This is a genomic window from Peribacillus tepidiphilus, assembly GCF_009466385.1.
Classification (GTDB): Bacteria; Bacillota; Bacilli; order Bacillales; family DSM-1321; genus Bacillus_BN; species Bacillus_BN tepidiphilus.
In genome coordinates, this window is sequence record NZ_WIAQ01000001.1 from 15,196 (window position 1) to 36,242 (window position 21,047).

21 protein-coding genes and 3 pseudogenes are annotated in these 21,047 nt (G+C 38.5%); 4 read left to right on the forward strand and 20 right to left on the reverse strand.

Annotated elements, in window-relative coordinates; translation table 11 throughout:
* Positions 1 to 194: 194 nt before the first annotated feature.
* From GD441_RS00090 to GD441_RS00125, 8 genes are all read right to left on the reverse strand, one after another.
* Positions 195 to 986: a class I SAM-dependent methyltransferase gene (locus GD441_RS00090; protein ID WP_153122428.1), complete on the reverse strand. Its 792-nt coding sequence runs from the start codon at positions 984 to 986 to the stop codon at positions 195 to 197.
* Complete coding sequence (locus tag GD441_RS00095; RefSeq protein WP_153122430.1) at positions 983 to 1,414, reverse strand: BrxA/BrxB family bacilliredoxin; 432 nt, start codon at positions 1,412 to 1,414, stop codon at positions 983 to 985. Before GD441_RS00095 ends, GD441_RS00090 begins: the two co-directional genes overlap by 4 nt.
* 327 nt (positions 1,415 to 1,741) lie before the next feature.
* Positions 1,742 to 3,457 (reverse strand): dihydroxy-acid dehydratase, encoded by a 1,716-nt coding sequence (ilvD, locus tag GD441_RS00100; protein ID WP_153122431.1) that lies wholly within the window; start codon positions 3,455 to 3,457, stop codon positions 1,742 to 1,744.
* 573 nt (positions 3,458 to 4,030) lie between these two features.
* Positions 4,031 to 4,492, reverse strand: coding sequence for a DUF4367 domain-containing protein (locus GD441_RS00105; protein WP_153122434.1), 462 nt, complete (start codon positions 4,490 to 4,492; stop codon positions 4,031 to 4,033).
* Between the two features lie 152 nt (positions 4,493 to 4,644).
* Positions 4,645 to 4,884, reverse strand: a complete 240-nt coding sequence (locus GD441_RS00110; protein WP_153122436.1) for a hypothetical protein — start codon at positions 4,882 to 4,884, stop codon at positions 4,645 to 4,647.
* On the reverse strand, positions 4,874 to 5,095 hold the full coding sequence (locus GD441_RS00115; RefSeq protein ID WP_153122438.1) for an RHS repeat domain-containing protein: 222 nt from the start codon (positions 5,093 to 5,095) through the stop codon (positions 4,874 to 4,876). The genes GD441_RS00110 and GD441_RS00115 overlap by 11 nt, the downstream gene beginning before the upstream one ends.
* A 248-nt stretch (positions 5,096 to 5,343) precedes the next feature.
* Complete coding sequence (locus tag GD441_RS00120) at positions 5,344 to 5,790, reverse strand: SgcJ/EcaC family oxidoreductase (RefSeq protein WP_153122440.1); 447 nt, start codon at positions 5,788 to 5,790, stop codon at positions 5,344 to 5,346.
* Positions 5,791 to 6,355: 565 nt separating this feature from the next.
* On the reverse strand, positions 6,356 to 7,486 hold the full coding sequence (locus GD441_RS00125; protein ID WP_153122442.1) for a conserved virulence factor C family protein: 1,131 nt from the start codon (positions 7,484 to 7,486) through the stop codon (positions 6,356 to 6,358).
* A 177-nt stretch (positions 7,487 to 7,663) separates the two neighbouring features.
* Here GD441_RS00125 and GD441_RS00130 point away from each other — a divergent pair, with 177 nt between their 5' ends.
* Positions 7,664 to 7,825, forward strand: coding sequence for a hypothetical protein (locus tag GD441_RS00130; RefSeq protein ID WP_153122444.1), 162 nt, complete (start codon positions 7,664 to 7,666; stop codon positions 7,823 to 7,825).
* A gap of 330 nt (positions 7,826 to 8,155) precedes the next feature.
* On the opposite strand, the gene GD441_RS00135 is transcribed toward GD441_RS00130, so the two are convergent.
* The 3 genes from GD441_RS00135 to GD441_RS00145 form a co-directional block, all read right to left on the reverse strand.
* Positions 8,156 to 10,039, reverse strand: coding sequence for an ABC-F family ATP-binding cassette domain-containing protein (locus GD441_RS00135; protein WP_153122447.1), 1,884 nt, complete (start codon positions 10,037 to 10,039; stop codon positions 8,156 to 8,158).
* A complete protein-coding gene (locus GD441_RS00140; protein ID WP_153122449.1) occupies positions 10,036 to 10,683 on the reverse strand; it encodes an HD domain-containing protein in 648 nt (215 codons plus the stop codon). Before GD441_RS00140 ends, GD441_RS00135 begins: the two co-directional genes overlap by 4 nt.
* Positions 10,684 to 11,056: 373 nt before the next feature.
* Complete coding sequence (locus GD441_RS00145) at positions 11,057 to 11,911, reverse strand: DegV family protein (RefSeq protein ID WP_153122451.1); 855 nt, start codon at positions 11,909 to 11,911, stop codon at positions 11,057 to 11,059.
* Between the two features lie 280 nt (positions 11,912 to 12,191).
* Between GD441_RS00145 and GD441_RS00150 the strand changes: the two are divergent.
* Positions 12,192 to 12,368, forward strand: a pseudogene (locus GD441_RS00150) (N-acetyltransferase family protein); the annotation flags it as partial.
* Positions 12,369 to 12,529: 161 nt separating this feature from the next.
* Here GD441_RS00150 and GD441_RS00155 read toward each other — a convergent pair.
* The 3 genes and pseudogenes from GD441_RS00155 to GD441_RS00165 form a co-directional block, all read right to left on the reverse strand.
* The gene (locus GD441_RS00155; RefSeq protein WP_153122453.1) at positions 12,530 to 13,012 is read right to left on the reverse strand and encodes a glutathione peroxidase; all 483 of its coding nucleotides are present in this window, start codon (positions 13,010 to 13,012) and stop codon (positions 12,530 to 12,532) included.
* Positions 13,013 to 13,087: 75 nt separating this feature from the next.
* Positions 13,088 to 13,627: a hypothetical protein gene (locus GD441_RS00160; RefSeq protein WP_153122455.1), complete on the reverse strand. Its 540-nt coding sequence runs from the start codon at positions 13,625 to 13,627 to the stop codon at positions 13,088 to 13,090.
* Between the two features lie 14 nt (positions 13,628 to 13,641).
* A pseudogene (locus tag GD441_RS00165) lies at positions 13,642 to 13,806 on the reverse strand (formate--tetrahydrofolate ligase); the annotation flags it as partial.
* A gap of 250 nt (positions 13,807 to 14,056) precedes the next feature.
* Between GD441_RS00165 and metA the strand changes: the two are divergent.
* A complete protein-coding gene (gene metA / locus GD441_RS00170; protein WP_153122459.1) occupies positions 14,057 to 14,965 on the forward strand; it encodes a homoserine O-acetyltransferase MetA in 909 nt (302 codons plus the stop codon).
* A 79-nt stretch (positions 14,966 to 15,044) separates the two neighbouring features.
* Here metA and GD441_RS00175 read toward each other — a convergent pair whose 3' ends face one another.
* The 4 genes from GD441_RS00175 to GD441_RS00190 form a co-directional block, all read right to left on the reverse strand.
* On the reverse strand, positions 15,045 to 15,275 hold the full coding sequence (locus GD441_RS00175; RefSeq protein WP_153122461.1) for a hypothetical protein: 231 nt from the start codon (positions 15,273 to 15,275) through the stop codon (positions 15,045 to 15,047).
* Positions 15,276 to 15,525: 250 nt separating this feature from the next.
* On the reverse strand, positions 15,526 to 16,209 hold the full coding sequence (locus GD441_RS00180; RefSeq protein ID WP_153122463.1) for a class I SAM-dependent methyltransferase: 684 nt from the start codon (positions 16,207 to 16,209) through the stop codon (positions 15,526 to 15,528).
* Between the two features lie 301 nt (positions 16,210 to 16,510).
* On the reverse strand, positions 16,511 to 16,939 hold the full coding sequence (gene mntR / locus GD441_RS00185; RefSeq protein WP_153122466.1) for a transcriptional regulator MntR: 429 nt from the start codon (positions 16,937 to 16,939) through the stop codon (positions 16,511 to 16,513).
* Positions 16,940 to 17,030: 91 nt separating this feature from the next.
* Positions 17,031 to 19,190 carry a DNA topoisomerase III gene (locus GD441_RS00190; RefSeq protein ID WP_153122468.1) on the reverse strand — a complete coding sequence of 720 codons (2,160 nt, stop codon included), beginning with the start codon at positions 19,188 to 19,190 and terminating at the stop codon, positions 17,031 to 17,033.
* 341 nt (positions 19,191 to 19,531) lie between these two features.
* Between GD441_RS00190 and GD441_RS16920 the strand changes: the two genes are divergently transcribed.
* A complete protein-coding gene (locus GD441_RS16920; protein ID WP_191992056.1) occupies positions 19,532 to 19,750 on the forward strand; it encodes a hypothetical protein in 219 nt (72 codons plus the stop codon).
* A 489-nt stretch (positions 19,751 to 20,239) separates the two neighbouring features.
* On the opposite strand, the pseudogene GD441_RS00200 reads toward GD441_RS16920, so the two are convergent.
* Together GD441_RS00200 and GD441_RS17390 are read right to left on the reverse strand one after the other, a co-directional pair.
* A pseudogene (locus tag GD441_RS00200) lies at positions 20,240 to 20,692 on the reverse strand (UTP--glucose-1-phosphate uridylyltransferase); the annotation flags it as partial.
* A 183-nt stretch (positions 20,693 to 20,875) separates the two neighbouring features.
* Positions 20,876 to 21,004: a hypothetical protein gene (locus tag GD441_RS17390; protein ID WP_263862409.1), complete on the reverse strand. Its 129-nt coding sequence runs from the start codon at positions 21,002 to 21,004 to the stop codon at positions 20,876 to 20,878.
* Positions 21,005 to 21,047: the final 43 nt, after the last annotated feature.

A 21,047-nucleotide genomic window follows, 5' to 3' on the forward strand; every position in this document is an offset into this window, starting at 1 on the left:
GAAAATTTCAAAAAAACTCATCATATTTATTTACCAGTTGGGAAAAATAACATTAACTTTTTGAAGGGGTTGCTTTTGATGTGGGCAATGGTTATTACTTTTTGTAGTTTATTGATGATGGGATTCTTTGTTTATTTATGTATTGCGGATTAATCCTTTCGGTTCAAGAAACAGGAAAGACCGGAGCACAAGCATCAAAATGATGCTTGTGTCGGTCTTTTTTCGATATACCCGTAATGAAATTTCGATGTTTTGCGAATGATTTGATGAAATCCGAATTGAGAAAAACGATTACTTCTGAAATGATCCTTCAAAACAACCCGATGCTTGGCAACACGAAGAGCTTCATCTACCACTTCTTGCGTGATCGAATTGTGAAACGCAAATTTTGTGAGCGATTGAATGCCCTGTGATTCTTCGATTGTCTGTTCAAACATTGGATCGAAGTACACCACATCATAGCGATCATCCGTCTGTTTTTTTAAAAATTCCAGATGATGCTCATTGAAAATTTGAATCCGATCCATTGCTCTTTTTATTTCTTCTTCACAATTCCAAGACTTTAATCCAATGCCGACTAGATACGCAAGAAACGGATGGACTTCGATTCCATGCACCTTCCCTTGTTCTCCCGTAACATAACTCGCTACAATACTGTCGGAGGCTAATCCAAGCGTACAATCCAAAAATGACATACCTGGATGAAGATTGCACGTTTCAATAAAAGGATCCTTCTCGCCGTTTTGTATTCGTTTCATTCTTACAGTAGCTAAATTCGGATGGAAAAAGAAAGGCTTTTCACCGGAGGCATCATACAGTTCAAATCGTTCTTTTCCAATCACCAGAATTTCTTCCGCGTGCTTTGCAATCATCTTTTGAATCGATTGCTTCTTTCTCGGAATGTAAGGAACCTGTAGATGATTGGCTACAGCCTTCGCTTTTTCAATCCAAGCCTCATCTGTTCGGCCCGCTGTTGTGACAATCATACCTGTTGAAATGCTTGCAGCAGGTTATTCATGATTTCTTCCATCGAATGATCTTCGATATCGTGTCTATGAATGAAGTGCACGACTTCTTTTCCTTTTAAAATTGCCATGGAAGGAGAGGACGGCGGAATGTCACCAAAATACTCTCGCATTTTTGCTGTTGCTTCTTTATCTTGGCCGGCAAAAACTGTTACTAAATGATCTGGGGCTTTGTCTGCACGAACCAGCGCTTGTGTTACAGCAGGTCTCGCTAAGCCAGCTGCGCATCCACAAACGGAATTCACCACAACCAATGTCGTCCCCTCAACATTCTCCATAAAATTCTCGACTTCTTCAGCCGTCGTTAATTCCTTGAACCCTGCATTCACAAGCTCCTGTCTCATCGGTTTAACCATTTGTCTCATATACTCTTCATATGCCATTGACATCTATTCAACACTCCCATTCATTTTTTCTAACGTTAGCATACTATATATATACTTTTAGAATCAATGAAGAGGCACTCATGATACTTATTGATCCATGATCTTTTGTAGTGTTCCATAGAAATTTAGAATTGTGCAGCCGAGCTTCACAAGAATCCCGCAAGTTGATGTCATAATCCCGCGACTTTCCATGTTAATCCCGCCAAAAGTTACTTTATACACTTTTTAGGCAAGGTGCAGGTGTTTGTACCAGATGTATATTTCGAGGTATTTGCTAATTTATAAAAAAACAGCAGCTATCCTTTAAATGGGAAGCTGCCGTCTTTTGCATTATTTTACTTTCACAGTTTCTTTTTCCGTTTCGTACTCAAACAAATCGGTTACCGCCCCTTTAGAAGCGCTGCTGACTAATCTAGCATACTTCGCTAAAGTGCCTTTTGCTACTAACGGTGGTGCTGTCCAATTTTTACGTCTGTTTTCAAGCTCTTCATCTGAAACGTGAACAGTTAGCTCTTGCTTTTCACTGTCAACGGTAATGAGGTCTCCATTTTGAATCAACGCGATTGGTCCTCCAACCTGCGCTTCCGGTGCGATATGTCCAATTACAAGACCATGTGTTCCTCCAGAGAATCTACCATCCGTCAATAGTGCAACAGACTCACCAAGCCCTTTTCCAACAAGCATCGCTGAAATGGAAAGCATTTCTGGCATTCCCGGTCCGCCCTTTGGTCCTTCGTAACGAATCACAAGCACATCTCCTGCTTGGATGTGTCCGTTTAAGATGGCTTCTGTCGCACTTGGTTCATCGTCAAATACCTTAGCTGGTCCTGTCATCGATTTCACCTTCAAGCCAGAAACCTTTGCAACAGCGCCCTCCGGTGCGAGATTTCCTTTCAGAATGACGAGAGGACCTTGCTCTTTAAGAGGTTGGCTTACAGGATAAATAACCTTTTGTCCTTCTACTAAATCTGGCATTTCAGCCAGGTTTTCAGCTAATGTTTTACCTGTAACTGTCAAGCAGTCTCCATGTAGTAAGCCCTCTTTAAGAAGCAGCTTCATAACGGCCGGAACTCCGCCGGCTTCATGTAAATCCTGCATGACATATTTTCCGCTCGGCTTCAAGTCTGCAATATGAGGGACTTTTTTCTGGATGCGGTCGAAATCATCCAATGAAAGGTCTACTTCAGCAGCGTGTGCAATCGCCATAAGGTGAAGGATGGCGTTTGTTGACCCTCCCAAAGCCATTACAACGGTAATCGCATTTTCGAACGCTTTTTTCGTTAAAATGTCTCTCGGATAGATTCCTTTTTCTAGCAGGTTGTAAACAGCTGCACCGGACTTATAGCAATCTTGTAATTTTTCCTCGGTTTCAGCCGGGTTCGATGAGCTGCCTGGCAAACTCATGCCTAATGCTTCAATTGCACTGGCCATTGTGTTCGCTGTATACATGCCTCCACAAGAACCAGACCCCGGACATGCGTGGCACTCAATTTGATGAAGTTCGCCTCGATTAATGTCCCCTTTGTTATATTTACCGACACCTTCAAAGGCAGAAACAATGTCGATATCTTGATTGTTCAATTTACCCGGCTTGATTGTTCCGCCATACACAAAAACAGCAGGCAGGTTCATTCTTGCAATGGCCATCATACAGCCTGGCATATTTTTATCACAGCCACCGATCGCAACAAAGCCGTCTAGATTTTCTCCGCCAACCACTGTTTCAATCGAGTCAGCAATAAGGTCCCGGCTTGGAAGCGAATAGCGCATCCCTTCTGTACCCATGGAAATACCGTCAGAAACCGTAATTGTATTGAAAATAAGCGGTGCTCCACCAGCATCCCGAGCTCCTTGCTTTGCTCTTCTCGCTAGTTCATCAATATGTATATTACAAGGTGTTACTTCACTCCAAGTGCTTGCAACCCCGATCATTGGCTTTTTAAAATCTTCATCGGTGAATCCGACAGCACGAAGCATCGCACGGTTCGGTACTCTTGTTTCACCTTCTGAAATAACTTTGCTTCGAATTCTTAAATCTTTCGTCATGCTATCTCCTCCTCTAGATTTATTTTTCAATATAGACCTTTTTCCGTTATATTTCAATAATTTTCGAAAAATTGATGTAATTTTTTTATCGTTGTAATTGTATAAAATAGTAAGTATAAGAGAATGATAGATAAGCTATGGTATTTTTCATCAGACTAATAAAATACTAATTATGCCATATTTCTTCCTTACTACTTTTTTGAAGGCTTCGATTCTTGGAGGGATTTTGAAAAAGCGTATAGTCATTTCATTTGATTGGAGGATTAGAATTGAAAATCAAGGGCATAAATCATTTTCTTTTTACCCTTGGATAAAAAACAACTTAATAAGAATTTAATAATCGGTATTATTGAAAATCCATTTAACTTTGATTCGGAACAGATAAATATAAAAAAAGAGAATGACTCAAACTATATGTTGAGTTTCTCTTCTTACATAAAGAAATAATAAATCTTTTTTAGGTCTTTTTAAATCGATCATCTAGATAAAATGATAAGAACCAATCATCGAAAATTTTCTTATGTCATCCAAAAATCCCCAACAGATAACTTGTGAATAAAACTACATACATTACTATAACTTTTTTCTTTTTACTTTAACAGAATCTGCTATTTTAATTAACTCCTCTTTAGGTATCTTTTTTCCTGAATATTCTAGTTCTAATTCTAATTCTTCTTGTCTCCAAAACAATAGTTGTTTTCCGTCTCTATTCTGATAATAATAACTTGTACCAGGTAATATAGTATCTTTATCCCACTTCGGGTCATCACCCCAACTTACGTAATTTGTTGCAGTAATAACTATACGTTCTTTTGAACCTTCATAAAATACTTTAATGAAAGCGCAGTTTCTTCCGCAATTACGTATAGTCGCATAGTTATTTTCATACTGTATAGGAATATATTCAGTTTCAACTTTTATATTAACTAATTTTTGTGCCCAATTAACCGGAAACTTAATTGAGTAAGTATTAAAAATCAATACTGTTAGAAGTATAATTCCTCCCAAAGAAATGTATATCAGTAACTTTTTCATACATTACCTCCAATAAATTTTCTATGTCATTTGATAGCGTTTTATAAATTTTAAAAAGATATCAAATGACATAATGTTTGTTTTGATAAAAATCTTATAGGTAAACTTGTAATAAAATATGGGCCAGGTATGCTTGGCCCATATAAAAAATTTTAAATTTTACTTAAAACATCCAAGAACGTACCAAGATTTCCTAATCTTGCATTTCTCATCGAGGTCACCATATCCCAAAGACTAAGCGGTTCTCCTCTTGATAAGGTATTATAGAGATATTTTTGTGCCTCAACTTTTACCCAATTTATAGCTAATGCAACCTTCGAGGATACACCAGCGTATTTTAATGCCTTAGACCATCCAAAACCATTTTGTAGAAGTTCCAAACTATATCCCATGTAAGGTCTCTTTTGTTAGCTGTTTCAGTGAATCGTATTCATACGAAACTGTTCCACTGTTTGTGACAATGCTTGTCCAGTTACCGTTCGGATCGTAGCTGTATTTGTACTGATCCAATACAGTTCCGTCTTTTTTATAGTTTTTCAACTCGTTTAACCTATTCGCATCATCGTAATTTTGCGCGAACCCTCCTCCGGTACTCATTACCATCTATGGTAACTTCGCTCCTCACACGGGTTCGTTCTTCGACTGACAAGCGTTTTCAATCAGTCTGAATGTGCGTAAAATTTACTTTGTCTACTAACACTTTCTTTGCATTCAATGGGATTGCTGACAATATTTTCTCCAGAAGCAAGCACAACCCCTAATACAGGAATACCCCCGATTGTTGAAAATTATTAAAGCTTAATTTAAGAACGTTGCGTTTTGGGAATGAACATGAGCTATGATGTTGATTACTATAGTAACTCTCTTAATTCTTCTGTCATTTGTTCGACTAACTCAGGTCTTCCATGGAATTGTGCTGGTGTATTCTGGAAAAGTTTAATACGCCAATTTCCTTCGGATTTAACAGCAACGAGAGTTTGGTGTGTATTGACTTTAGGATTGATGTCTAATTGTCCCGGAGGTATCATACCTGCTATTGCTCGTAAAATGGCAATCTCAGAAGTTAGAAAGTGAACACCTTTCACTTTGCTTACATATTTTGCTGTGGGGTGGTGTTCAAAGATGGGTTTAAGGTGAGAGAATATCTCATCCTGCCCAATTGACTGGCTGCCATCAAAACCAATACTCTCGCCATCCTCTATGAACAGCTCAGCCATTGCACGGGCATTGCGGTTATTCCATGCATCTAATAGTTTTTGATAAAGACCTTGAACTTCATCCGTTGCGGAAGATTTCATCACTTGGTCCTCCTTTAAAAGTCTTCCTATAATAGTGTCCACCACTTTGTGCCTTTTTTAAAGCAGCAGTTAAACCATGGGCAATGTCCCTGAATGAACAGAAATATTATTTACAAACTTTTTAATAGCTTTTTCTGTTTTTGTACTAAGTAATGGATTATTCATCACTCGCCACTCCTTTTAGAAAATGATCCATAATCATTTTAAAAAACGTCCATTCATCTTTTTTTCTTTTGCCTTAATCTTAATCATTTTGTATTATACATTCTCACACCTGCTGTTCATGATGGTCATAGAATGTTCATGTTATTTTATGAAAAAAAAGCAAATCCCTTAGTACACAATGGATTCGCTTTTTTGTGTTTTAATCGTTTATTCAGGATTTTATACAACTCCAATTAATCAAAGTTTTATGTTCGGTCATTGCACCTGATGGCTGTAATAATAATGAGGGTTCATTATGACCTCTTATCCCATTAAAAATGGTCCGAACAACATGGTTGGTGTTGTATTCAATATTTTTGCAGCATTCAAAACTTTATTCTCCGCATACACAATGCTCCACTCAGTTGGAGTTTCTTTCTGTCATCTGCTTCCAAATGGAGCCTTTTGCTTTTTCTCCTTTTTCGATCCGTTCAATCGCCATTTTGATTTGCATGGCTACCTCGAACTCTGGATCATCCTCTGCTTCCTTCAAAGCAGGAAGCACACTTTCATCGCCTTCCTCATACAGGAACATGGCCGCACGCCAGCGCACGAGCTTGCTCGTATCCTTCAAGGCCTTTGCCATTTCACCCATTGCTTCCTTGAACCCTAAGTCGGACAAACAATCCCCAGCTGTCCTTCTCACAGATACGGATGAATCTTTCAGTGCCTTATATAAACCAGGAAGGACAGCTCGATCCTTGATCATTCCTAAATAGACAGTCGCAAGTCTGCGAATCGATGCTTTTTCATCTTGAAGGGCTTTTTCAAGCAAAGGAATATCCTCTACATCGGGATCCTCCATTTGTTCAAGCGCTTGGTAACGGATTCTCCAATCTTTCTCCTCCAAGATTTCCTTCGTTAGCTTGATTCTTTGACGTTTCTTCAAAATTTCGGTTTTCTTCTCAGGCTCCTGCGCCAGCATAACCAACTCCTGCAAACGTTCTGTAGGGTATGCGGCCAGAAGCTCTTCTAATACGGTCTCACCGATTTCGTCCAGACTTCCGTAACGAGTCCCGTAATCCTTCCACTTCCTTAGAATAACTACGTTGTCTTCTGGCTTTCTAGCAGCAGACACAGCCGAAATAAATTGCTCTGGCAGACCAAATCGCTTTTCTTCCTGGCCATCGTTGAGTTTGATTTGCATCGGAATGCCTTTGAACATTTGGACCTGGACATTTACCTCGCCATAGGTAGAAGACTGACCCTCTTCATGCCCGTTCCCATCCGCTAAATCTTCACCGAATATCTGGCGGACGGCAGTCAAAATTTGTTTCCAGTCGTATTTTGCGTTTCGTTCCACCGCTAGAAAGTCTGCCACATGATAAACTCCCTTTACCCCTTCAATAGCTAGTATTTCTTTGATTTTATCCGGAGCCATAGAAGGGTCTGAAGCTTTATAATTATTGCTCTTTCCTGCTGGCAGAGCTTCATTCAAAGTAATTTTCATCGTATTTGGACTTGGTGTTGGTTCAATCGATACAATTTTCATCATTCTCACTTCCTTTATGTTAAATGGTAGCATATTTGAATGATGAATATCATGTCATACGCTCTTATCGTTGGCTCTGCAGTGTCAATTAAAATTTGTGAATAAAATCAACAAGTATTCCCAAATGATACTAACTGAATTTATAAATGAAGGAAATTGTAAGAGTAGGTGAAGAAAATGAGTAATGAGAAAGTTATTAGACCGATTCATCAAGATGTAGTACAAAAGGTATTGGAATTGTATCAGCACTTACATAAGGATGACCCCGATCTTCATTGGGAGGACATAAAACTATTCATCTTATCTTTCGTGAACTTCTTATCTAATTGTATGAATTAAAATTCAGGCCCTGAAATGGTTAAAGGAAAATCATTCATAAAAGACACACATCCTAATCTAAATCATGTCTATTATTCCTTAGCATTTATTTTTTTTCACCATTCTGCGCCATGAGCTTAATTAAAAAGGATTTGATTTACGCGAAACTTCTTTTGATTTAAGCGAAAACTCCCTTGATTTAAGCGAAAATTCTCATGATTTATGCGAAACCTCAAATCCGATGCAGAAGATTCCATTTTGAAAACTTTGTATCGCTCTTATTCAGAAAATGGTATAAAGAAGGCCTGAACCTCCTATGAAATCCAGGGCGTTCAGACCTCATAACCATGTTTATTCTTCCATCTTCTCAGACAAATACGTCCATCTCTCAATCAATGCTTCTAGCTTTTCGTTAAGTGCCGTTTCTTCTTCCATTAAGCGGGCGGCTTTTTCAAAATCTGAGCCTATTTCCTGTAGCTCCGCCTGCACCTTTTCAATTGCAGCCTCTGTTTCAGCAATCCGATCTTCAATTTCTTCCCATTCTTTCATTTCCATGTAGGTGAGTTTTTTCTTTTTGGCTTTTGTTTCTTGGACAGGAGGAGCAGAATGAGTGACTGGATTCGATTCCTCTTTTTCTCTTGATGAAGATTCTAAGTATTCACTGTAAGAACCATAGTAAGAGGAAATGACACCGTTGCCTTCAAAGACTAGCAGCTGCGTTGCGACTTTATCGAGAAAATAACGATCGTGGGACACGGTTAAAATAACGCCTGAAAAATTATCCAAATAATCTTCTAGCACGGTTAAGGTTTCTGTATCCAAGTCGTTCGTCGGTTCATCCAGTAATAAAACGTTTGGAGATGACATCAAAATGCGTAATAAATACAGCCTTCTTTTTTCACCGCCGGATAGCTTATAAATCGGGGTACCATGCGTATGCATCGGGAATAAAAATTTCTCCAGCATGGCTGCTGCCGAAATGACCGATCCATCCTTCAGCTTGATCGCTTCGGCTTCCTCCCTAATGTATTCGATCATCCGCAAGTTTTCATTCATATCAATACTTTCCTGCGTGTAATAGCCAATTTTGACAGTCGGTCCTAGCTCAACTACGCCGCTGTCAGCCTGATCCCGTCCTGCAATAATATTAAGAAGGGTCGATTTCCCTGTTCCATTTCGACCAACAATCCCAAAAGAATCTCCGGGCTTAATCAACAATGAAAAATCGGTAAGGATTTTCTGCTCTCCAAAGCTCTTATTCAAGTCTTTCAGCTCGATAACCTTCTTGCCGAGTCGGGTACCCATTAGATCCATTTCAAGCTTGTCTGTAGATGTTTTTTTGCTTACCTCATCCTTCAACTCTTCAAAGCGGTCAATTCTCGCTTTTTGCTTTGTTGTTCTTGCTTTTGCTCCTCTACGAATCCAAGCGAGCTCTTTTTTAAACAAGCTCTCTTTTTTACTTTGCATGGCGGCTTCGTTTTCTTCGCGGATCGCCTTTGATTCCAGATAGTCGGAATAATCCCCTTTATATTCATATAAATTCCCTTGAGAAAGCTCCCATATTTTTGTAGAGATTTCATCTAGGAAATAACGATCATGTGTTACAAACAAGACTGAACGTTGATATTTTTTTAAGTATTCCTCAAGCCATTTAATGCTTTCATAATCAAGATGGTTTGTCGGTTCATCCAAAATCAGCAAGTCAGGGTTTTCAATCAAAGCTTTGGCAAGGGCAACACGTTTTTTCTGCCCTCCAGACAGACTCGTCACGTCCTTTGTGTAATCAAGGATGCCAAGCTTTGTTAAAATGGTTTTCGCTTCCGCATTTCGCTCCCAACCATTTTGTTCGTCCATTTTTTGTTGAAGACGAAGGAGTTTCTCTTGTACAGAGACGTTTTCTGGCTGCTTTTGCAGCTCCATTAAGGCACCTTCATATTCCCGGATTAATTGAAAAAGAGGCGTTTGACTTTGAAACATGTAATCGATCACCGATATATGATCTTCAAACACCGGATCTTGTGGTAAATACGATATGCTATAATCCTTTGGATGGTCCTTTATCCCTGCATCTGCTTCTTCTTCCCCAACAATAATTTTTAATAATGACGACTTGCCGGTCCCGTTCACTCCAATCAATCCAATTTTGTCGCCTTCACGGATTGAAAAAGATAGATTCGAAAACAATACTTTATCTCCTACTGTTTTCTTCACTTGTTCCATTGAAAATATTTTCATATTGTTGCATCCCATTCCTTATAAAATTGCTCTAAAAAATTTTCCATGAATTGATGTCTTTGTAAAGCCATCTTTTTTCCAGTTTCTGTATTGAAAAGTGAATATAGCTTTAATAGCTTTTCGTAAAAATGATGAATACTCGAAGATTTGCCGTTTCGATATTCATCAAGCGTCATGGATTCCCGCACTTCTATAGCTGGATCATAGATCGGCTGTTGTTTTTTTCCGCCATAGGCAAACGCTCTTGCGATTCCAATAGCCCCGATTGCTTCCAACCGATCAGCATCCTGGACTATTTTCGCTTCTATCGATGTAGGCGGGGCATTTTGACCACCTTTAAAGGAGATTTGACTGATGATTTCTTTTATTTTTTCAGTTGTTTCATGATCGATGTTTTGTGAGGAGAACCAATCCTCTAAACGTTTCCAGCCTGCTTCCTCCGTGCCGCTTACCTTTTCATCAGGAATATCATGAAGCAGAGCCGCCAATTGGATGATGGTTGTATTTTGTATTCCTTCACCTTCGGCAATTTTTATCGCGAGCTTTCGCACACGATCACAATGATAAAAGTCATGTCCTGTAGACTCATTTCCAAGGATGTGCTTCACATACTTTTCCGCTTCTAAAATCCAGATATTTGTCATCATTTCACCTATATATGTATGTTTTTTTGCCTTATTCATTTTACCATGTTTTAATCGTTTCCTATAATGAGAAAAAGTTTGGTTCTTTTTACAAATTCGTAAACATGTTACGAGCTCGCCCCAAAAAGGTGAGTTGAATGAGTACCACCACCAAAAAAGGAGGCTTTGTTTAGCCTCCTTTAGGTTGTAGACAAAATATATTTCTCGCACATTCAGACTGATTGAAAACGCTTGTCATTCAAGGAACGAACCTGTGCGAGGAGCGGAGTTACCCTAAATGGTAATGAGCACCGGAGGTAGGGTTCGTGACGAAGAATGCGAGCGTTTGTCAAGGTCTGAAGGAGGCTTTGTTTAGCCTCCTCCTCACGATTTATTACTCCTCTATTTTACTAAACCAGCTAATTCCTAAAGTATTTCCGCCTGCGTGCACTCCGATCGCTGTCCCTAATGGATAACAGTTAATATCAATCTCAGGATAGAGCGCTTTTAATTCGCTATACCAGCCTTCTGTTTGAGAAAGATCGCTCCCGTATAAAATCATGCATTCTGTGACTCCGTGTCTTTCAATGGCATCCTGTAGATAGGAGAAAATTTTCTTTTGTGCCTGCTTTTCGCTTCTTACTTTGTCCTTGCTTAAAAGCTTGCCATCTTCTATCGATATAATCGGCTTTACGCTCAACATACTTCCGAGAAAATATTGGACTCCACTCATTCTTCCGCTTCTATGCAGCTGCTCAAGACTCCCGATCAAAACATAGGTTTCATTCGTATCTCGTAATCTCTCAATTTTTTTCAGCGTTTCTTCTACACTAGATCCTTCGTTTATATATTGCATGGCTTTTTTCATTAAATAGGTCATGGGATAAGATAAAATCTTTGAATCAACCGTATGAACCGGAATTTTCACCAATTGAGCAGCTTGCTGACTGGAAGAAACCGTACCGCTTAACTTGCTGGATACATGAAAAGAAAAAATCCGGTCATAATCTTTCTCTAGTTTTCCGTATAGCTCAACAAAAGTACCTACAGAAGGCTGTGATGTTTTCGCCACAATTTTTTTCTCTTCCATTATTTTATACAGCTCTGATGGTTGAATATTTACTCCATCAAGGTATTCCTTATCTTCCATATATACAATCATAGGCACTACAAAAACGTCAGGATGGTTCATTAGCTCTTCATCCAAATACGCTGTACTATCCGTCACCCACGCGATTCTTTCTGCCATTATCTTCACCTCAATTTTTTGTTTATTTTATGATTATATCTTATTAATAATTACTAGGACAAGGTACTAATTTTTTTGTAAAAGTTGGAGAAATAGTTAAAACTATTCCTACAGGAAAAGCTGCTCCTTGTGGGATTAAGTAGTTCTAAAATCACGCTTGGTAAAATTAAATTCCAAATTATAGTAAGTAAGTTGGTTGTAGATCGCTGCTATTCGCAACTAAAACAACATATGATAGACTGAAATTATCAAAATTTTCCATTAAGAAAAATATCTTAGGGCTGACTCCAATGGTATTAAAAAAATCACGTTGAATGTTTTAGAAACAAATGAAAAAGCCATTGAACTTTATAAAAAACATGGTTTTGAAATAGAGGGAATACTAAAAAAAGACAAAATCCTTTCTGACGGTAAATACTATAACACTATTATGATGGGAAGATTTAATGAAGGATGACTTATAATACAACCGAATTCGTTCATATATAAGTCCGATCATTCAATGATATGAATCTCCTAAATTCAACATAGCCATCAATAAAAAAGAGTGTTAAAAATATCTTCTCGATTTAACACTCTTTTGCTTTGTTAATCCTTTTCACCATTGATTGAAACCACTTACCCTTTAAGTAGCTCTATCACATCGTTTTCAAACTCTACCGGTTTCGTTTTTGGTGCGTACCGTTTAACCGGTTTTCCGTATCGGTCAACAAGAAATTTCGTGAAGTTCCATTTGATGGTCTTAGAACCGAGTACGCCGGGAGCTTCTTCTGAAAGATAGACAAACAACGGATGGGCATTTTCACCCTTTACATCAATTTTCGCAAACATCGGGAAGGTGACACCGTAATTCAAGCGGCAAAAGGATTGAATTTCCAGTTCATCGCCAGGCTCCTGTCCTAAAAATTGATTACAAGGAAAACCTAGTATTTCAAAGCCTTGGTTATTATATTTTTCATACATGTCTTGTAAATCCTTATATTGATTGGTGAATCCACACTTGCTCGCTGTATTGACAATGAGAAGGACTTTTCCTTTGTATTGTTCGAGTGAAACGGTTTTTCCGTCAATTCCTTTCGCTTCGAATTGATAAACAGACACCTTCATCCCTCCTTGAATTTTAATAAAGCTATTGTACCCTATAGAAGGATCCATTACCCAATTAATGCTTACTTGTTAGCCATTCCATATAGCTTCAAGCTCACGTAAAGAATGGATAAGATGCTGAACAAGCTCTGGAATATCTGAAATTTGTTCTTCTGTGATCAAACGATCGAAAAGCACTGAAATGTTAAGGGAAGCTTGGACAAAATTCCCCTCCTGGAACAGCTTTTTTTCTGTCATTTCAATCGTTCTGTTCACTCCCCAAATGTTCTTTAAAATGCTTGTGATCGATTCTACTTCTATCATGTCTTCTAAAGATTTTGGTATTGTAAAAACCAAGTGTAAGCTACATCCAACCTCTGTTTCTTTTTTTAGAAGCTCCATGCTTAAATTTTCAAGATCTGCATGAAGCGTAATGGTAGATGTAATGGCAAAGCCTTCATCCTCTATCTCGTTCGGCAAAGCTACCTCCATTTTATAGGTTCTTGAAAGTGAGGAAAGGTCGACTAGATCCTTTCGATCCTTTAGCACTAGACTGCCTTCAAATTCACTGTCGTACAATGCTCCTTCTAATACGGTCTTTAAATTATCAAATGCTGTTGGATCAAACATACGATACCACTCCTTTAAAATAACCCTACTGCATTGCCTTCGCTGTCCACGTCCATTTTTTTAGCAACAGGGGTTTTCTGAAGAACAGGCTTTTTCATGACTTCACCAGTTAGTGCCACGATGTAACCGGCTCTGATGGATGGCTTCAAACGTCTCACTGTGATGAAAAAGCCTTCTGGCAATCTCTAAAATCGGAAGCATTTTGGACTCCATAGCAAATTCTATGTCACTTTTTACCTTTGTCTTAGTATGTACGTTCATGACTGTTTTCCCTCCGGAGATTGTGTAAATCATCCATTTTATTCTATCACGAAAATCCTTTAATTTTTTATCGAATAAAAGAATTGAGAATTCTATTGATTCCCAACAACGCCCTATATATAATGTTACTAATGTAATCGAAATATTCAGATAAAAGGGGTGTAATACGTGCCAATCAAAATACCAAAACAATTGCCGGCTAAAGAGATTTTAGAAAGTGAAAATATTTTTGTCATGGATGAGGACCGGGCTAATACACAGGATATCCGACCGTTAAATATCATTATTTTAAATTTAATGCCGGAAAAAGAAAAAACAGAGGCCCAACTATTGAGACTTTTAGGGAACACTCCTCTTCAGGTGAATATTTCTTTTTTAAAAACCGCTTCTCATGAATCAAAAAATACAAGCAAATATCATTTGGATCAGTTCTATACGACTTTTTCTGAAGTGAAAAATCGGAAATTTGATGGCCTGATCATTACAGGTGCACCTGTTGAAAAGCTCGAATTTGAAGAGGTCGATTATTGGGAAGAGCTTACAGGCATCATGGATTGGTCAACTAAAAATGTTACTTCGTCTTTGCATATTTGCTGGGGAGCTCAAGCTGCACTTTACCATCATTACGGAGTGTCTAAGCATGAGCTGCCAAGGAAGTGTTCTGGTGTGTACACTCATGTAGTGTCTAACAAGCAAGAAAAGCTTGTCCGCGGTTTTGACGATCTGTTTTTAGCCCCGCATTCCCGCTACACGGATGTTGCAGCTGAAATGATCAAATCTAATGAAGAGCTATTAGTATTAGCAGAATCCGAAGAAGCTGGAATATTTCTTGTTGCTTCTAAGGACGGAAAAAGAATTATGATTACAGGACATCCTGAATATGAAGCTGAAACTCTTGCACAGGAATATGAACGGGATCTAAAAAAAGGGCTCGATATCCATGTACCGGAGAATTATTTTCCGCAGGACGACCCTGCAAAAGTGCCCCTGCACAAATGGAGAAGCCATGCTAATCTATTATTCTCGAATTGGCTCAATTATTATGTGTATCAAGAAACACCTTACCAATGGGATTAATAAAGGACGCCGCCAAAAGTACATAGTGGACTTTGGCTGGCGTCCTTTTTTTGATGAGATTGTCTTGTCTTTTTTTTCGCTAACTATAGGGAATAACGGCTGATATTTTATTCCTAACGACCGAGAAATCGAGTGGACGGCCGAAATATCTGGTTAACGGTTGATATTTGGACGCTGACGACCGAAATATCGAAATGACGACCGATTTTTGCTCCTGACGACCGATATATCGAAATGACGACCGATATTTTGCTCCTGACGACCGAAATATCGAAATGACGACCGATTTTTTGCTTCTGATTGACTTCAAAATAGGCCCAATGACAGCAAATTTCTTATTTCAAATGGCCAATCTTTCCGAAAGACTGCAGATTTCAATCTCCTATTAGCCAATCTTTCCAAATGACAACAAATTTATAAATAAAAAACACACCAAAGAGAAGGTGTCTACTTGCCTTCCCAATTTGTGTGTTTGATTATTTTTCAAATACAAGAACTCGATTTATTTGCCCTTTATTAGAAAGGACTATTCCAAACAGTAGGTACTAACATCCGACAATTTACGCTTTCTTTCTCAATAAAAACAACCACATAAATGAAACAGCCTGCTGCAATTCCTTCGGCAGATGTGAAAGTTTTGATAGCTTTGCTTCTTTTTTCTCTACACCTTGGTCTTTTAGCAGCTCCCATCCGTTTTCTAAGGCAAGTCTTTCAAATTCCCAAGCCTGCATCGAGTTCATGATAACATTTTCACCATAAAGCCTTTTGTAGCTGTGTGCTTGACGTGGTCCTGCTGTTGGACCAAGGATCCCAAAACAAGCAACCCCATTTGGCTTTACGATTCGTTTTATCTCATGGAGAGTATGTAACGGATTCTCTGTCCATTCGATTGAATTGATCGCCATAATGGCATCATATTCTCCATCAGAAAAAGGAAGGTTTGATAGATCTGCTTGAATAAACTGCACAGACTGACTGTCATGCAATTTTTGTTTAGCCGATTCAATCATTTCCTCTGATAAATCTACTCCAATCGCGTCAAATCCCATTTGCGCTAACTTCATGGTTGCATAGCCGTCTCCACACCCTAAATCACAAACCTTTGCTCCTTCTTTGAGTGCTTCTGTAAAAAACGGCAAAATACTTTTCCTGCTTCCATTTTCCCACATATCCCTTGCATTTTCCGACCATTTTTCTGCAAAGTCATCCCATTGTTTTTTTGCTTCTTCATGCCAATTCAACATTTTCTCATTGTTCCCTCCTTAAGGATCTCCCCTTTCAAAGATTTCGATATTGTTTCTATTAATCCTCTATTTTTTATTTTTTCTGCTTACTTTGATTGCCTTGTTAAGACTACTATAAATATCAGGTATTTACCTCGTATCTGAAGTTTCGCTTAAATGAAAGGAGTTTTTGCTTAAATCAGCCGAGTTTTCGCTTAAATCAAGAGATCTTTTGCTAAATCCCAATCATTTCCTCTTAAATCATACTGCCAAACTTCCCTGCTTTCCTGCAAAAAAAAATAAACCGCAATGTAAAAGCGGTTTATTCTTGATTCTCTTCATTTTTCTTTTGTACCGTTTGCAGGTCTTGCACTCTTTTTGGGTCTTCCTCGAAATATTGGACTAGATCTCCAATTCGGTCGATGGCGTCCCAGCTAAGATGATGCTCGATTCCTTCGACATCACGATAGATGTTCTCTTCCTTTACCCCAATGGTCCGAAGCAGCTGCTCAAGGAGATCGTGGCGATAAACGAGGCGTTTACCGATTTTTTTACCTTTTGGTGTTAATACAAGTCCTCTATATTTTTCATAAATCAAGTATTCTTCTTGATCTAATTTTTGAACCATTTTCGTTACAGAGGAAGGATGAACAGAAAGATTTTCCGCAATATCAGAGACTCTTGCGTATCCTTTTTCTTCTATTAAAATATAGATTTGCTCAATATAATCCTCCATGCTTGGTGTCGGCATCCCATATCCTCCCATTAAAACACATATCATAGTAAATTGTACTACACTTCTTCTCGTTACTCAAGAAAAGCATGAAACGCTTGCCTTTGTTCTATTTTTCAAACAAAAACGAAACCTTTCCCGCTTGAAGCTGGAGCTTTGCATCAAACGTTTTATCATCCTTCTTAAACCCTTGGATTTTCTCGGTTTTTCCATTTTTCAGAAGCTCGCTTATATTCTTTTGGGTTATATTCTTTCCAAGGATTTTTTTAGAAACGGTGAATTTGCATTCGTTTTCCTTATAGTTTGAACATCCATAAAAGGTGCCCTTGTCCACAATGGATCCTGAGCATATCGGGCATTTGCCTAGAGAACGGCTCTTTTTGGGTGGTTTCGCTCCTGGGAAGCTAGAGCCTATACTAGACACATCGATTTGTGAAAAATCCCAGCCTTTTTCTTCATTCATCGCATCCATCACAATTTTGTTGGAAAGCTTTTTGACAGAGTCCATAAACTGTTGTGGAGATGCTTTTCCAATCCCAATTTCTTGCAGTCGCTGCTCCCATTTAGCGGTCATTTCCGGGGAAGCTAGGATCGTATTGCCTACAGCCTCAATTAGAAGCATTGCTTTTTGTGTTGGATATACAACGTTTTTCTTGACTTCAATGTAGTTTCGGTCTTTTAAAATGGAAATAATTCCTGCTCTAGTTGCCTCTGTACCAAGTCCCTCGGTTTGCTTCAAAACTGCCTGCAGTTCTTGATCCTCCACGTATTTACCTGCTGTTTTCATAAGGGTGATTAGCTGACCCTCGGTATATCTTTTTGGAGGTTGGGTTTGACCCTTTTTAACCTTCACTTGTTCTGTGATTCCTTGCTCTCCTTGTTGTAAAGACGGAAGCAATTGCTCATCCTCGTTTTTTTCTTCACGTTCGAAAATCACCTGTCTCCAACCTAGCTCAATTTGTTCCTTTCCTTTTGAAATAAAATCAGCCCGGCCATCCACTTTTGTATGAATGGTCGTGTAATCATAAATCGCTTTATCGTAATGAGCTGCAATCAATCTCTTGACAATAAGCTCATAGATTTTCCTTTCATCCGCCTGTAGCTTTGCCGGGTCCACCACCTGCTCCGTAGGAATGATCGCATAGTGGTCCGTAACCTTCTTTTCATTCACATACCGTCGATCTTGTTCGATAGAAGCCTTTGGAAGTGGAAAATAGGATTGAAAGGAGTCAAAGCTGCTCAATTTGGCAAGCGTCGTTTTAAATAAAGCCGCTTCTTCTTTTGTAACAAAGCTAGAATCGCTTCGAGGATATGAAATGAACCCTTTTACATAAAGCTTTTGAGCGATATCTAATGTTTTCTTTGGGGAGAATTTATAGAGCTTATTAGCCGTTGCTTGGAGAGAAGATAAATTAAACAAATAAGGAGGAAGGTATTCTTTTCTTTCTTTTTCAACGTCTTGGATGACAGCAGGCTTTCCTTCACAAAAAGCTCTGATCCGTTCGGCCATTTGTTCATTGTCGAGCCTTGTTTCGTTTTCTTTATGCCATTTTCCGTGAAATTTCTTGCCGTTAATATTGAATTCGGCCACTATTTCCCAAAAATCCTTTGATTGAAAATTTTCGATTTCCTTTTCTCTTTTTACGATCAGTGCAAGTGTTGGTGTTTGCACTCTACCGACAGAAAAAACGTCCTTGATTCCTTTTTTTTGAATAAGAAGCGTGTAGGCTCTTGAAGCATTCATTCCGATTAACCAGTCAGCACAAGCTCGGCTTAAAGCTTCAAAATAGATTGTTTCCGTTTCTTTTCCTTCTAATAGCTTCTGAAAGCCTTGCTTTACAGCATTTTCTGTCAAAGAAGAAATCCATAGCCGTTTTAGCGGCTTTTTGTTTCCACATTGCTTAAGGATAATCCTGACAATCGCTTCCCCTTCTCTTTCAGCGTCTCCTGCCATGATAATCTCTGTAACGTTCGGATGATGGACAAGATCCTTAATCACTTTGAATTGCTTCCACTTGGACTTCATAACCCGATGCTGAAATTTATCAGGAATGATTGGAAGCATGGCTAGATCCCATTTTTTCCAGGAAGAATTGTATTCCTCCGGTGGTACCAATTCACATAGATGCCCCACAGCCCAAGTCAAAAAAGCCCCTTTTGGAAAAATCGAATTAGGAGCAATCTCAACATAGGAATCTTTCTTTTTAAAAGAGAAAGGAGCAGCGAGCTTCATCCCTTGGTCAGGTTTCTCGGCTATTATTAATTTCATGATCTTAACTCCCATTACTTGAATTCATCCTTATTATAACGAAAGAAATAAGAATGAGGTACAAGAAATGAAGAAAAGCGCTCTGATGATGTAATAAAAGAATACATATTTTAGTTTAATAGACGTTCGCCCTTCCATTTTATTACACTCTTGAATCAAATATAGAAGGATGTAAGTTTTTAAAGCTTAGAATTTGTTGGCTGGAGTTAGACAAGCACTCAAGAAAAATGAACAAAGAATGGTTCCAACACGAAATAGCTTGTAGCTTCAACACCATCACCTTTTATTCCTCAATATGTTACAGAAAGGTTCAAAAAGTTTAAAAAGAAAGGAATGGGAACATGAATTTAAAAAAACTGGATGAAATGATAAGTAGCATACAGGTTATTAATAAGATCGATGCAGACGTGGAAGTAGTCAATCATTCACCATTGGTTATGATAGGTAAAGGCCGACAAGGTGCAGTCTTTCAATTATCAAGGGACATATGTGTAAAAGTGTTTGGTAATACGGAAGATTGTGAACGGGAATTATATGCCCTATCCCTCGGACAAGATTAACCTTTTCCCAAAAATTCATGCACATGGACCACTCTATATCGCAATGGATCTCATCAATGGGGTAGATTTACGTGAATACCTCCAATCGCAACCAATAACTCCCGAACTCTCCTCCAAATTAATTGAAATGTTAATCACATTTAAAGAAATCGGATTTGAACGGATTGACCATCACAAGTGACAAATTTACCTGCTACCGGATGGCAATCTAAAAGTAATTGATGTAGCAAGGACTGTTTGGCGTGATCGCGTCTATCCTTATCCACGTAAATTATTGACATCCCTTGGTGAAAAAAACAAAGAAGTGTTTTTATCTCATGTACAAGCTATGGCTCCCAAATTGTATGAAGAATGGTTACACTACATCCGAATGGAAGATCTTTCCCATCAAATCCTCCAAGTACTATTTGCTAACCCAACTACATTCGATAAAAATAAAAATCTAAGTAAAAAATTGCTGACATCAAATGATGAGCAGAAATAGCTATTGTACTGTTCAAAGACACTCATAATTTGCTTCAGACAAGGCGTTTCAGACATAACACGATCATCCCCTAATAAAACCGCAAACGGCTCATTTCCAATGAAGCTTTTTGCGCAAAGAATAGCATGTCCTAGTCCTTTTGGTTCTTTTTGTCGTACATAAAAGATATTGACCATATTGGATATTTTTTGAATTTCCTTTAAAATAGATAGTTGGCTTTTTTTTAAAAGCTCCTCCTCCAACTCATAGGATTTATCAAAATGATCCTCAATGGATCTTTTTCCTCTGCCGCTTATAATGATAATTTCCTCAATTCCAGAAGCTACTGCTTCTTCAACAATATATTGAATTGTGGGTTTATCAACAATCGGCAGCATTTCCTTTGGCTGTGCTTTTGTTGCCGGCAAAAAACGAGTCCCGAGCCCGGCGGCGGGTATAATAGCCTTTCGTATTTTCATGATTGCTGCCTCCATTTTTACTCCTTAATCTTTTATATGCAAAGGGCTATCTTCTCGTATACGATAAAAGCCTATTACTCAAAAACGGGCACCTGTCAGTTTAATGCAAGCATGCGGCCTCGATAAAGTGAAACAGATATCAGTGAAAAAAAGGAATGGCATAAAAAAAGAGACCAGTTGGCCTCATTTCCTTCTAAGGTTGGCTTTCGCCCATTTTAATTTTTTTCCTAGGTTCTCTATTTGATAGGATAGTTTTTTGTATTGATCGAGGATGATCTCTACATCTTCTTTCAGCTTTTTTAGCTCGTCCATTTTTCCATCCCTCCCATTACCAATGTATGTGGAAGGATGGAAA

Coding starts and splice junctions, on each gene's coding strand:
- GD441_RS00105 (WP_153122434.1), bottom strand. CDS start 4,492: ATGAAAAAGTTACTGATATACATTTCTTTGGGAGGAATTATACTTCTA.
- GD441_RS00115 (WP_153122438.1), bottom strand. CDS start 5,095: ATGGTAATGAGTACCGGAGGAGGGTTCGCGCAAAATTACGATGATGCG.
- ilvD (WP_153122431.1), bottom strand. CDS start 3,457: ATGACGAAAGATTTAAGAATTCGAAGCAAAGTTATTTCAGAAGGTGAA.
- GD441_RS00180 (WP_153122463.1), bottom strand. CDS start 16,209: ATGTTGAATTGGCATGAAGAAGCAAAAAAACAATGGGATGACTTTGCA.
- GD441_RS00110 (WP_153122436.1), bottom strand. CDS start 4,884: ATGGGATATAGTTTGGAACTTCTACAAAATGGTTTTGGATGGTCTAAG.
- GD441_RS00090 (WP_153122428.1), bottom strand. CDS start 986: ATGATTGTCACAACAGCGGGCCGAACAGATGAGGCTTGGATTGAAAAA.
- GD441_RS00190 (WP_153122468.1), bottom strand. CDS start 19,190: ATGAAATTAATAATAGCCGAGAAACCTGACCAAGGGATGAAGCTCGCT.
- GD441_RS00160 (WP_153122455.1), bottom strand. CDS start 13,627: ATGTTTGATCCAACAGCATTTGATAATTTAAAGACCGTATTAGAAGGA.
- GD441_RS00120 (WP_153122440.1), bottom strand. CDS start 5,790: ATGAAATCTTCCGCAACGGATGAAGTTCAAGGTCTTTATCAAAAACTA.
- GD441_RS00130 (WP_153122444.1), top strand. CDS start 7,664: ATGAGTAATGAGAAAGTTATTAGACCGATTCATCAAGATGTAGTACAA.
- GD441_RS16920 (WP_191992056.1), top strand. CDS start 19,532: ATGAATTTAAAAAAACTGGATGAAATGATAAGTAGCATACAGGTTATT.
- GD441_RS00140 (WP_153122449.1), bottom strand. CDS start 10,683: ATGACAAATATCTGGATTTTAGAAGCGGAAAAGTATGTGAAGCACATC.
- GD441_RS17390 (WP_263862409.1), bottom strand. CDS start 21,004: ATGGACGAGCTAAAAAAGCTGAAAGAAGATGTAGAGATCATCCTCGAT.
- GD441_RS00145 (WP_153122451.1), bottom strand. CDS start 11,911: ATGGCAGAAAGAATCGCGTGGGTGACGGATAGTACAGCGTATTTGGAT.
- GD441_RS00125 (WP_153122442.1), bottom strand. CDS start 7,486: ATGAAAATTGTATCGATTGAACCAACACCAAGTCCAAATACGATGAAA.
- mntR (WP_153122466.1), bottom strand. CDS start 16,939: ATGCCGACACCAAGCATGGAGGATTATATTGAGCAAATCTATATTTTA.
- GD441_RS00095 (WP_153122430.1), bottom strand. CDS start 1,414: ATGTCAATGGCATATGAAGAGTATATGAGACAAATGGTTAAACCGATG.
- GD441_RS00135 (WP_153122447.1), bottom strand. CDS start 10,039: ATGAAAATATTTTCAATGGAACAAGTGAAGAAAACAGTAGGAGATAAA.